Consider the following 12,329-nt stretch of genomic DNA (forward strand, 5'->3'; position numbering starts at 1 on the left):
GGAGAAACTTATGGAAATGCTACAGAATTTTTTTGACTGGTTCTTCGCCTTGGGCAGCAGTGTGTTTGTGCCGTTCATCATGTTCACACTATGTATGGTGTTTAAGGGCGGTTTGACCAAGAGTCTGCGCAGTGCCCTGTATATGGGCGTTGGGCTTGTTGGATTGGGGCTGATCGTTGATTATTCCGTTGCAGCGATGACACCTGTTACAGAATCACTCGTAAATAATCTGGGATTGAGTCTGAATGTAATTGATATCGGGTATGGAAATGTCAGTGCAGCCTGGGCTTGGCCGGGCGTAGTCTGGGTGATTTTGGGTATTATTGCAGTGAATTTCATCATGGTTGTTTTAAAGTGGACAAAGACGCTGTGGGTGGATATGTGGAATATCTGGCATGGTGAGTTTGTTGCCGGTATGATGTGGGCTTTTACCGGAAATATCTATATCGGTGTTGCCAGCGGTCTGATCTTGCTTGTCATCAATATGAAGCTTGCCGATTATCACGCTAAAAAAATACAGGAGTTTAACGGTTTGGAGGGAATTTCTGTAGTTGCGACCTCAGGTACCTTTACAGCATCCTGGGCACAGGGATGTATGTGGGTAATCAACAAGATACCGGGGCTTCGCGATATCAAGGCATCCTCCGAACAGATTAAGGAGAAATTCGGAATTTTCGGGGAAATGTCTGTTATTGGTGCGCTGATGGGTACCGTTATGGGAATCGTTGCCGGCTTTGATTTTATTAACACGGCACAGCTGGCAATCAAGCTTGCGGCAGTGCTTGTCATTCTTCCAAGAATGCTGTCTATTATTGCAGAAGGTATTATACCGATTTCCAATGCACTGTCTAAATTCATGAGAGAGAAATTTCCAGGCAGAGAGCTGTATATCGCAGTAGACCCAGCCATTCTGCTGGGGGATCCTTCCGTTATGTCAACAGTAATCCTGATGTATCCGATTTCCGTTATGATTGCAGCGGTTATTCCGGGCTGTAACTTTCTTCCGGTTGCATCTCTTGCGGCTCTGCCATACTGGATTGGCGGCATGGTGCCGTATACAAAGGGAAATATCATTCATACGGTAATATGTGCAACGCTTTGGATCATACCTGCCACTCTGATTGCTTCCTCTCTGGCGGGAATATGCACCGATCTTTGCAGCATGACGGGGTTATTTACAGATCAGATAGCAAATGGCGCAATGTTTACCAACTGGGATGAAGGCGGAAATATTCTTCTCTGGTTGTTTGTCAAGGCAGGTCAGCTGTTTGGATTTGGTGGATAAGGGGTAAAAAACTTGAAGTATCCAACGGGAAAGCAGGAAAGCTGTACTGTATACAGCAGGAGAATGGAGATAGTATGAAACAGGCAGTATTGAAACAGCAAGGGGTGCTTGCCATTGCGGATGTACAGGAGGATCTAACTCTGCAGGCGGATGAGGTGCTTGTTGAGGTGAAGGTTGTTACAATCTGCGGATCGGATCTCAGCTACTTTCAGGCTGAAACGCTGCCGCATGATTTACAGTATCCGCTGGTGCTGGGACATGAGATGGCCGGCATCGTAAAAGAAACCGGTACTGCTGTAAGCAGTGTTCAAAAGGGAGATCGTGTAGCAGTGGAGCCGCAGAGCTATTGCGGGCATTGCGAGGCCTGCCAAAGAGGAGATTATAATTTCTGTGAATCATTGCAATTCATGGCCAGCAAGGGAATCAGCGGAGCTTTAAAGCAATATGTGAAGTGGCCGCAAAGCTCAATCTATAAGCTGGAGGATTCCATGTCCTTTGAAGAAGGTGCGCTGCTGGAGCCGTTATCTGTTGCATACAGCGCGATTGAAAAGTTGGACTTTCACAAGGAAAGCAGGCTTGTGATTTTAGGAGCAGGATCTATCGGACTGCTTATGGGAGTGCTGATGCAGGAATTATATCCCGAGGTGAGCGTTCATCTAGTGGATGTTTATGAGAGTAAGCGGGACATAGGAGAGCGTCTGCATATGAAAAAGAATCAGTTTCTGATAGGAACTGCGTATGAACTGGAATCTATGAAGCCGTTTACCCACATCATTGATACAACCGGGAACAGTGAGGTGGTGAAGCAATTTCTGCAGCACAGCATACCGCAGGTCGTACTTCTGGAACTTGGTGTCAGTGATCGTCCTTTGGAAATCAGCTTTAAGGATATTGTATATCAGGGGCTTCGCATTATTGGCTCTTACCGCTATACGAATACCTATCCAAGACTTTTGAAATTGTTTCGGGAACAGCACCTGCAAGTGCGCGATATTATAACGGGCAGATACCCGTTTGAAGCAGTACAGACAGCCTTTGAACAGGCAATGGATGGACGCCATCACAGCAAAATCGCTATTTACTTATAACGAAAAAGCCTGTTGGCTGAGCAGTAGGCGGCATGCCGACAGGTTTTTCATACATTTGGAAGGAATGTGAAAAATGAGGTTGAAGGAAAAAGCATACGTATGATAAGCATCCCGTATTGCATCTATCGTAGTGTATAAACCGTTAAGGGATAAAAACATACGGTGTAATCACAGAGAAAGCGAAGCGCAGTAAGGAAAGCAGGAGTGCGTGTATAGGAGGATATGATTATGAAATTAAATACAGGAATGAATTTGTCTGTGGATCTGAACAAAATGGAATTTATATATGATGCAGCTACGACAGGACCGCTTACAGAGAAGCGTAGACTGGATGATATACGTGCAAGCTTGAGTGATCCGAATGCAGAAGGACCGTCCATTGTTTATGCAGTTGCGATGGATGTAGCCAAAAAGAAGCATATGCAGGATTTAATTGACCGCAATCTTTTGTATGGCGCGATGATTTTTGAAAAAGGGGTTATCGGGGAGGAGCCTGTTCGTTCTCAGGGGCATATCCATGCGGTGTCAGCCTCATGTAATGCCTCTACCTGTGAGGTATATGAAATCTGGGCAGGGGAGGCCTATATCTATATGCAGGAATATGCCGGGGATGATCCGGGGCGTTGCTTTGCAGTTCATGCCAGAACCAAAGATGTAGTGATTGTACCGCCGGGGTGGGCACATTGTACAATCAACGCGGATCCCTCCAGGGCCATGCTGTTTGGTGCATGGTGTGTCCGTGATTATGATTTTGATTATGAGCAGGTTCGCGCACATAGAGGAGTTGCATTTTTCCCAAAAGTAAAGGATGGCAGTATCACCTTTGTGCAGAATACACAATATCACCCTGCACAGCTAGAAATTCTGAAAGCAAGAGCATATCCGGAATTTCATCTGGAGCAGGGGGTACCAATCTATACGCAGTATGAGAAAAATCCGGAAAGATTCCGTTTTGTAACGCATCCACAGGAGGCTGAGGAGCAATGGAAGGAGTATCGACCATGAAACAGAAGAAGCTGGTCGTCCATTTTGGCGCAGGTGCATTGGGAAGAGGCTTGGTTGTACCAATGCTGTATGAGAGCGGCTGCCGTATCGTGCTTGCGGATACAAATGCGATGCTGATCGAAAAAATGAAGGATGCAAAGTCCTATACACTGGATGTTTCAGATGATGAACAACAGAGACTGCATACCATTAAAATAGAAGATATCGTTTCACCTGTAACGGATGAAGCGATGCTTCTTGCATATTTGCATATATGTGATGCAGTGACTACATCAGTCCGCAGAGAAAATCTAATCCATGTCGCAAAGGTTCTAGCCATGGCATGGGGGACGGAAAGTGATTCCCGGCGTATGGTTCTTTGCTGTGAGAACGTGGAGGGTGTAGGGGCATACTTTCACTCTCTGCTTATGGATTATGCGAAAAATGAACAACAGAGGAAAAACCTGTCTGTGATTCGCATACCGGATACGATTGTTGACCGCATCTGCGCAGCAGGATCCACCATTATGGAGGTTACGAGTGAATCGTTTCATGAATGCAGTGTCGATGCAGACGTGGTGACAGATACGGGAATCGCCAAGATACCGTCGATAACAAATATTCGCTCCCACTTTTATCGCAAGCGGTATCTGCTGAATACCTATGCAGATGCAATGGCATTTCTTGCACTTGAAAAACAGCATACCTATTTATATGAAGCAGCGAAGGATGAAGAAATTCAGAACAAGTTGGACCCATATATTCGTCTTTTGATACAGCTTTTAAAAGCGAAGTACGGAATCGCCATGAAAGAGAGCGAGCATTGGTTTCAGCTGTACCGAAAACGACTTTCCAATCCGGAAATTCCAAGAGAGCTGCATACGGTTGCCCGCAGTCTATGGAGCAAAATGACACTTAGTGAACGTTTTATCTGTCCGCTAATAGAATTGATTCATTTGCATATCGATGTCAGCGACGGGCTGGCGGTCATACAAGAAATCATTGAGAGTCAGGCCGGAAGAGAAGGTCTTACAGATGATGAAGTACACAAAAAGCTGCAGGATCTATGGGGTGGGACGGAGTATGGAAGGAAGCTGCTTGAGATGTTTATTGCTTTGGAATAGATTTGAAAGCAATCACCTTAACGCAATATCTGTTCCTTATCATGAATGAGTCCTTCTGTAAACAGGCTTATTTTGTTTATCATATAGAGATCGTTTTCTTTTCTGCTTTTTTAATTGAAGTTTATGAAACGTAAAGAACGCAAGCTGTGGCCTGCGTCTTTTGCGCTAAAGCTGTATTGGTTTTTAAGGACATAGACAGGAATTTCCTGCTTTTACGTATCCTTTTAGTTTGTACCACTTCACGCTGAAGTATGATTGCAAGCTTATTCGTGTCTTGCTCGTTTATAGATGGATACCATATTGTTGCGTAATGAATTCCAGGTCATTATACAGCTCCTGCCGTGTATAGCCGCCTTCCTGTAGCTCGGATTCGCTCAAAGAATTCAGCTGATCAAACGCAGATAGTGCAACCTTGAGATATTCCATACTGCCGGTCGCAAAATATTCACGTAAATATTGTACAGCTTCGGGGTATTTCCTTTCCCTTAGCAGAGCCTGTATCCGTCTGTGATATTTTTTCACATCTTCATCACTGAGCTCCTCCTCCACCCTGATTTCACTTTTCTCCCGATGTAAAAGCACCTTGCCCAGCATGTCGGTCATGCCCTCAATCTGCCGCATGATCCAGTCATTTTCAAATACACTCATTATCCATTCCTGTCTGCCGCAAATACGATTCCGGCATCCCTTCTGGCAGCTTCATACACCTCCATAACCGTTCTTGAATAAGCAAGCAGCTGTGTACAGCGCTCATAGTCATCCAGCTTATAAATATCACGGAAATCCTGTAATTCATAATACAGAGCTACATCATTCTGCACGATGGAAGGATGCTCAGCACGTTCCCTGCCGATCTGAATGGTATAGGCAGCACATCTGCTTGTTTCCGAACGCATGGTGATAAATCCCTTTTCTCCCTGAATCTGTGCAATGCATTCACTTCTGGTATCCTTACAGCCGACGCATACCGCCTGAAAGCCGTCGTATTGCATAAGTACAACACCGCTTGTATCAATGCCATTTGCATGTTTATTGGCATAGTAGTGCACTGTTTTGGGCTTACCGAAGAATCCAATTACATAATGCAGATTATAAATATTGATGTCTGCGAGTGCTCCTCCGGAGAATTCCGGATTGAATACATTCGGTGTTTCCCCCTGCAGAAACTTGTCATAGCGGCTGGAGTATTGAGAAAAATTACACTGAACCATCCGAATGGTACCAAGCCTTGGAAGCTCTTCTTTCATGCGTAGATAATTTGGCATATGTGCAGTTACGATCGCCTCGGAAAGATACAGGTGCCGGTCCTGTGCTTCTTTAACCAGACGATCGAATTCCTCAACCGTGGATGTAAACGGCTTTTCACAGATAACGTTTTTTCCTGCCTGCAGAGCTTTCAATGCATGCTCAAAATGCAGGCTGTTCGGTGATGCGACATAGACGAAATTGATTTCCTCATCCTTCAGCATATCATCCAGATTCGTATAGATTTTATCAATTTCATATTTGTCTGCCAGCATGCGGGCTGAGGATTCCTTACGTGAATACATGGCAACACAGCTGATATTGGCACTTTCCTGCACTGCCGTTAAAAACCAGTCAACGATAAAGCCTGTTCCTATGGTTGCTACATTCATGACAATCCCTCCATTCTTATCTTAAATATAGCACATATGCATGTTTGTGAACAGAGAAAGAGAATGAATTGCGTAAGAAGCAATTCTTAAAAAACTGTTGGTTTTCATCATTTGTTATCTGGTGTTTTTCCTGTATAATGAACATATAAAGGGTGATGCTATGAAAAAGAAATGCCTTGTTTACCTGATAATCCTGCCGCTTTTATTGCCGCTATCCGCGCATGCGAGAGCGGGAGGCGGTGGTTCCGGAGGTGGTGGGGGAAGCTCTAGTGGCGGTTCCTCATCAGGCAGTACGAATTCTGATCATTATTACGGACATGGATACAATGACCCGATTGGCAGTATGTTCTCTACGATTGCCATAGGAGGTCTGCTTGTATTGATACCTGCAATGCCGATGCTTGCCTATCGTAGAAGAGTGAAAAAGAAAGCAAAGCAAAGTGCTGCCCTGCTGCATTGGTTGGAAGACACGGATGCCATTTGGAATGAGAAGCTGATAAAGCAGCGGGTAGAGGATATTTACTATCATGTACAGGATGCATGGACGAATGCAAAGGTTGAAGATCTGAAGCCTTATCTTACAGAACATTTGTATGAGCAGTGGAAGATGCGTCTTACCTGGATGGAGCTGCGCAATGAGCGCAATGTTCTGGATAATATCAAGCTGCGAAGAAGTGCGGTGGTTGGCATTCAGGATTATCGCGATGACAGTCAGGATTCCTGCTGGCTGTATATCGAAGGAAGCATGATAGATTACACCATAAATTCACAGACGCAAACAATTACGGAAGGTAAACGAAAAACATCAACCTTTGTGGAATATTGGAAGCTGCAAAGAATCGGAGATACCTTTTACCTGGATGATGTCAGACAAAAGGAGGATGTGAATCCGGAGGATTTTACAGATTGGAGGGAATAAGCGTGAAGACAAAGGATATCGTATGTGCTGTAATTTGCATGGATCAGCGTCTGCTCATTGCGAAGCGAAGCAGCGGTGTACATGAGAACATCTGGGAATTTCCAGGTGGCAAGGTAGAGTCGGGGGAAACACGGGAACAGGCAGTAGCTCGTGAAATTAGGGAGGAGCTGGAGCTGTGTGTGGATATCGACAGATATCTTACAACGATTCGCGATAACAGAGAGGATTACACACTGCTTGTACACGCCTATCTTTGCAGATATGTACGTGGCGAAATTCATCTGCATGCCCATCATGAATATGCATTGGTAACGCCGCGTGAGCTTTACAGCTATCAATTTGAAGCAGCAGATCAACCTATACTGGACATGCTTCAGGAGAACGCCTTATGATGTGGGCATTCTTTATCGTACTGCTTACGCTGATAACGATTGTGGCACTACCGATAGTTTCAATGTCTGCGCTCATGCTTGCATGGGCAACTGCACATAGATATATGTCACCGGTTTTTATGTTTACAGTGATTATGGTGTTTGTCTACCTCTGGAGTATGCTGATATCAAAACAGCGGAATCAGTGCTGGCTGAAAAAGAAAACACAGCTTGTGCTGATTCTCCCTGTGATTCTGGGAATCTGTATACTGGGCGGGACCTTTGCATATGATGCATGGCAGAGCCGGTTTGAGGTGATGCGCAGTGAGGTTGATTTGTTTGAATATGAACCGTTTCATAGCGATAAGCTGGCAGTTCCTGATAAAAAAAGCTCCTATTCGATGCAGGAGCCACTTTTAAGGCTTGACGGCGCAACAGCATTATACCCGGTGTATGCTTCCTTCGTGCAGGCAGTGTATCCTAGGGAAGGCTATGAGGATGATAGTACAGATAGTGTGCGATGTACAACAACCCCGGAAGCATATGAAAATCTACTGAAGGGTGATACTGATCTTATTTTTGTGGCAGCTCCCAGCGATAAGCAAAGGGAACTGTTTGAAAAAGAGGGAAAAGAGCTTATCATGGTTCCCCTCGGTATGGAGGCCTTCGTATTCTTTGTGAATTCTGAGAATCCGGTGGAATCATTAACAACACAGCAGATTCAGGATATTTACAGCGGTAACATCACAAATTGGAAGGATGTCGGTGGCAATAATGAACGAATTCGAGCCTTCCAGCGTCCGGAGGGAAGCGGTTCGCAATCGGCTTTGCTGCGCTTTATGGAGGGAAAGAAATTGATGTCGCCACCGCAAAAGGATGTGGCAAGCGGTATGGGAGATATCGTAACGGAAACTGCAGAATACGAAAACAGGGAAAATGCAATCGGCTATTCCTTCCGCTATTATACGCAGGGGATGGTGAAAAACAAGGGAATACGTCTTCTGAAGGTGGATGGTATCGAACCGAGCGTTGAAAATATCCGCAAGGATACATATCCGATCAGCAGTCCGTTTTATGCTGTCTATGTGAAGGGGAATGCGAATAAGAATCTGAAGCCGTTTCTAAGCTGGATTCAGTCAAAGGAAGGAAAAGAGCTGATTGAGAAAACGGGATATGTGGCAGGCTCATAGCTTTTATAGAAAGGAAGATCGGATAGAGACTCCGATTTTCTTTGTTTTACTCACAGGTATTTATATCAGTTAATTCTTAGGATTATCTAAATTCCATAATTTGTTATAATTACACAGCGCTTTATAGTATAATGATAATAGAAAAGAGGGTGAGAGATTATGCTTAAAACAGAAGAAACCAAAGTTCTGCGCGATCCGATTCACGGCTATATTCATGTGGATCTGAAGGTGGTATGGGATTGCATCAACGCAAAGGAAATGCAGCGTCTGAGACGGATCCATCAGCTGGGGGGAGATTTTCAGGTTTATCATACGGCAGAGCATTCACGGTTCTCCCACTCTCTGGGGGTTTATGAAATTGTGCGGCGCATGGTTTATGAAATTGATCAGCTGCGGGAGGTATTGAGTGACTACGAGAAGGCGGTAGTGATGCTGGCAGGTCTGCTTCATGATATCGGACACGGTCCGTTTTCCCACGCCTTTGAGGGAATCAGTACGTATAAGCATGAAGAGTACACCGTGAAAATCATCATGGAGAATAGCGAAATTCATCAGATACTTGCCGCCTGTGATGCTCGGCTGCCGGAGGATGTTGCTAGTATTATCCAGTACCGCCATGCAAAGGAATGTATGAATCAGCTGGTAAGCGGTCAGCTGGATGCGGATCGTATGGATTATCTTCTGCGGGATGCTTATTTTACCGGAACCAGCTATGGAAAATTTGATCTGGAGCGAATTCTGAGAACAATACGTGTAAAGAATGGAAGAATCGTTGTAAAAGCAAGCGGGATACATAGCGTTGAGGACTATATCATGGCTCGCTACCATATGTACTGGCAGGTGTATCTGCATCCGGTGGCACGCAGCTATGAAACCCTGCTTTCTATCCTGTTTCGCAGGATGAAGGAGGTGTATGCTCTGCATCCTGAATATCTGAGTGATGTAAAAATGTTTCATCCATTCCTCTGTGGAGCGGATGCGGGCATTGATGCGTTGTATCGTCTGGACGAATCCGCAGCCCTGTATGGATTCTCTGAGCTGGTAACCTGCAGGGATGAAATCCTGCGTGATATATCCTATCGACTCTTAAATCGAAAGCTGTTTGAATATGTAACACTGAAAAATCCGGAGGATTTAGAGCGTATTCAGCTGCATGTACAGGCATTGGGATACGATCCGGACTATTATGTTTATCAGGATGTTGTCTCACAAAAGCCGTATTCTCCTTATAAGAGCAATGAAAGCGGACATAATATCTGGGTACTTGAGGAAAGCGGCAAGGTTAAGGAGCTGTCAAAGGCCAGTGATATTGTTCGTGCATTAACAAGAGCTGATTTAAAAGAGGAATCAAAGCTTTATTTTCCTGAAGAAAAACTGCATATAAAATAACCGTCATAGAGATACCCGAAAGCTTACGGCAGGCTGTATATCAACAATACCGTAGGAAAGGAAGAGGAAACTGTCTATGACGGTTTTCTGTTGGATTCACTTTTTACGGAATCCGGATGGTAGTTAATGTATTTATACGATATTCACTATCAAGAGAATAGGAAGCATAGAATTGTTTTGCTTTCAAAAGGCTTACTGTTTCGGATACACACGCTTTGGATCATAGCCATTCTTTTTTAATTGCTTATTCCAGGAATGATGTGCCATTTTTATATAAAGACTGCGCGGAAAGGCAGGCTGGACATAAGAATTTTCGAATGCAGTATCCGTTATAATAGCTTCTCTCATACGGCGAAGGGCTTTATCCACAGGAGCTTTTGGGCCATGCTCCCATGCCATTGCTTGTATTTCATTCAGCATGGGACCTGCACCGATGCCAATCCCTCCCATGAAACACATACCGCTTTTAGTACACCAGTTTTCCACAACCTGCAGCGCATAGCGATTCTGCTTTCCTTCAAAAAAGCCGCAGTTTACAATAACATACAGGTTCACCTTTACAGTTGCACGCTTTCGTTCCTTCTCCCATTGCAGAAGAAAGCTGAGAAGATGGGAAGGCAGCGCATCAAAATAAAGTGGAAAGCTTAGCACAATGGTATCAAAGGATTGCAGTTGATGAAAAATATCCAGATTTTTATGGATATCCATACAGTGGAAAACAGTGATATTTTCCATATCTGTAAAGAGATGTTTGGCCAGCATTTCACTGCAGCTGTTTGATGGCTTCGGTGAGCCGGAAAGGATTGCGTATTTCATTAAACGGCCACCTCCAACATGGTTTGTAACCGGACAAGTGCCTTTTCACTATCCGCGCAGTGATGACATTGGACATACCTGCAATCCATATTGACTCCATTCGCCTGAACAAGAGCTTGAAGGACGTTTTGTTCCTGTTCATTCTCACTGCCATATGCAATAACAATCAGCTGAAGATGAGTGGGAGAGGTTAACACATGGTGCATTTCATGATTGCGAATGGTGAAATACGGCTGCACATAGGAAAGAGAGCGGTCGATTGCACACTTCACAAACGGACTATAGGAGCCATATACATTCTCTGTAAGAATATAAAGCGTATCACTTTGTTTCATGGAAGCTGTAAAGGAAGCTATATCGTCTTGGAATATGCATGCTCCCGGTGATTTGATCCAGCAGGAAAAGCAGCCTGTACATGGTGCTGTCTGCTTGAGCTTATGGGTATCGAATACAGATACATTTTCTGAAAATGGCAGTTGAGGTAAGGCAATATCGGATAGTATGGTTTTCATGATGGATCCTTTCTTCAGCTAAGTAAACGCTGTTTACATTGATAGGGTATCATATTATGTTTACACTGTCAACATCGTGTGATAAAATACAGTTATATCGTAAGAAGGGACTGGTCTGCATGTGTGAACAAAGCTATCATCATAAGGATTTAAAAAATACATTGATAAAGGAAGGCATTCATTACATCAATGTGTACGGGGAACGAAGCCTTTCTATGCGAAAGCTTGCGGCACTCTGTCATGTTTCACATACCGCCCTGTATAAGCATTTTCAAAATAAGGAAGAGTTTATGAACGCCATTTCTGCATATATCGAAGAACAGTTCACGGAGGCATTGCAAAGGTCCTATGAGAATGCGGGTGGTGATGTAGATGAGGCTATCATTCAGATTGGTGCAGGCTATGTAGCCTTTATGGTACAGCATCCTGATTTTTTGAAATATCATACCAATATCATGAAATCTCAAATGTTTCAGCTGCAGGACTTAGAAAAGAAGTCGGTGAAGTCGTATGAGATATTTCGCAGTACCGCTCTTGCCTTTTTGAAAAAACACGGTTGTCCGCCGGAGGAGTATCAGAAGGAGATCCTCACTATGTGGAGCCTTGTAATGGGATTAAGTGATATGCTTGCCTATAAAATCATAGATTCTCAAAAGGATGCGTTGAAAACGGCAGAGGAAATCATACGTCGGGAAATCAAGCTTCGCTGTATGAAGTCTGCTTACCACAGCTAGCTATTTAGGAAGATATTTGGAAAGGATAGTCCTGAGCATCTCCTTATAAAGCTGTTTTGTTACATCCTTCAGAAAGCAGATCTGCTGATTTGAGTATTATGTTTTACTGTTGGGTCTGTAAGCGGCTGTGAATGCCTGAGAGTATAATAGAAACAGGTCTGCATATCCTGTAGCTGTTAAAGCGATTGAGAGAATACTTCAATCAGTAATGAATTCAGCATCTTTTGTAAGAGATATCATTTTCTTTAAATTCCTAGTGAAATCACGGTATGGGTATGAT

General features: G+C 44.0%; 13 protein-coding genes. 9 read left to right on the top strand and 4 right to left on the bottom strand.

Annotation, left to right across the window (positions count from 1 at the left end):
• Nucleotides 1-10: 10 nt before the first annotated feature.
• The 4 genes from KSZ58_RS02415 (at nt 11) to KSZ58_RS02430 (ending at nt 4,481) form a co-directional block, all read left to right on the top strand.
• A complete protein-coding gene (locus tag KSZ58_RS02415) occupies nt 11-1,285 on the top strand; it encodes a PTS transporter subunit IIC (RefSeq protein ID WP_008816284.1) in 1,275 nt (424 codons plus the stop codon).
• A gap of 74 nt (nt 1,286-1,359) precedes the next feature.
• Nucleotides 1,360-2,373, top strand: coding sequence for a zinc-binding dehydrogenase (locus KSZ58_RS02420; protein WP_142419672.1), 1,014 nt, complete (start codon nt 1,360-1,362; stop codon nt 2,371-2,373).
• Between the two features lie 228 nt (nt 2,374-2,601).
• Nucleotides 2,602-3,378 (top strand): glucose-6-phosphate isomerase family protein, encoded by a 777-nt coding sequence (locus tag KSZ58_RS02425; protein ID WP_142419673.1) that lies wholly within the window; start codon nt 2,602-2,604, stop codon nt 3,376-3,378.
• A complete protein-coding gene (locus KSZ58_RS02430; protein ID WP_224727280.1) occupies nt 3,375-4,481 on the top strand; it encodes a hypothetical protein in 1,107 nt (368 codons plus the stop codon). The genes KSZ58_RS02425 and KSZ58_RS02430 overlap by 4 nt, the downstream gene beginning before the upstream one ends.
• Before the next feature lie 282 nt (nt 4,482-4,763).
• On the opposite strand, the gene KSZ58_RS02435 is transcribed toward KSZ58_RS02430, so the two are convergent.
• On the bottom strand, nt 4,764-5,129 hold the full coding sequence (locus tag KSZ58_RS02435; protein WP_008816288.1) for a DUF6483 family protein: 366 nt from the start codon (nt 5,127-5,129) through the stop codon (nt 4,764-4,766).
• Nucleotides 5,129-6,118, bottom strand: coding sequence for a Gfo/Idh/MocA family protein (locus KSZ58_RS02440; RefSeq protein ID WP_217752603.1), 990 nt, complete (start codon nt 6,116-6,118; stop codon nt 5,129-5,131). Before KSZ58_RS02440 ends, KSZ58_RS02435 begins: the two co-directional genes overlap by 1 nt.
• 160 nt (nt 6,119-6,278) lie before the next feature.
• Here KSZ58_RS02440 and KSZ58_RS02445 point away from each other — a divergent pair, with 160 nt between their 5' ends.
• From KSZ58_RS02445 to KSZ58_RS02460, 4 genes are all read left to right on the top strand, one after another.
• Entirely contained in the window at nt 6,279-7,037 is a 759-nt protein-coding gene (locus KSZ58_RS02445) for a Tim44-like domain-containing protein (protein WP_192923768.1), read from the top strand.
• Between the two features lie 2 nt (nt 7,038-7,039).
• Nucleotides 7,040-7,429: a (deoxy)nucleoside triphosphate pyrophosphohydrolase gene (locus KSZ58_RS02450; RefSeq protein ID WP_008816291.1), complete on the top strand. Its 390-nt coding sequence runs from the start codon at nt 7,040-7,042 to the stop codon at nt 7,427-7,429.
• Complete coding sequence (locus tag KSZ58_RS02455) at nt 7,426-8,598, top strand: PstS family phosphate ABC transporter substrate-binding protein (RefSeq protein WP_008816292.1); 1,173 nt, start codon at nt 7,426-7,428, stop codon at nt 8,596-8,598. The genes KSZ58_RS02450 and KSZ58_RS02455 overlap by 4 nt, the downstream gene beginning before the upstream one ends.
• A gap of 159 nt (nt 8,599-8,757) precedes the next feature.
• On the top strand, nt 8,758-9,987 hold the full coding sequence (locus tag KSZ58_RS02460; RefSeq protein ID WP_002606426.1) for an HD domain-containing protein: 1,230 nt from the start codon (nt 8,758-8,760) through the stop codon (nt 9,985-9,987).
• Between the two features lie 192 nt (nt 9,988-10,179).
• Here KSZ58_RS02460 and KSZ58_RS02465 read toward each other — a convergent pair whose 3' ends face one another.
• On the bottom strand, nt 10,180-10,803 hold the full coding sequence (locus tag KSZ58_RS02465; protein WP_142419675.1) for a flavodoxin: 624 nt from the start codon (nt 10,801-10,803) through the stop codon (nt 10,180-10,182).
• On the bottom strand, nt 10,803-11,315 hold the full coding sequence (locus KSZ58_RS02470; RefSeq protein WP_009269972.1) for an NAD(P)H-dependent oxidoreductase: 513 nt from the start codon (nt 11,313-11,315) through the stop codon (nt 10,803-10,805). Before KSZ58_RS02470 ends, KSZ58_RS02465 begins: the two co-directional genes overlap by 1 nt.
• 56 nt (nt 11,316-11,371) lie before the next feature.
• Between KSZ58_RS02470 and KSZ58_RS02475 the strand changes: the two genes are divergently transcribed.
• On the top strand, nt 11,372-12,049 hold the full coding sequence (locus KSZ58_RS02475) for a TetR/AcrR family transcriptional regulator (protein WP_009269971.1): 678 nt from the start codon (nt 11,372-11,374) through the stop codon (nt 12,047-12,049).
• Nucleotides 12,050-12,329: the final 280 nt, after the last annotated feature.

Source organism: Erysipelatoclostridium sp. DFI.2.3 (genome assembly GCF_019132535.1).
Classification (GTDB): Bacteria; Bacillota_I; Bacilli_A; order Erysipelotrichales; family Erysipelotrichaceae; genus Clostridium_AQ; species Clostridium_AQ innocuum.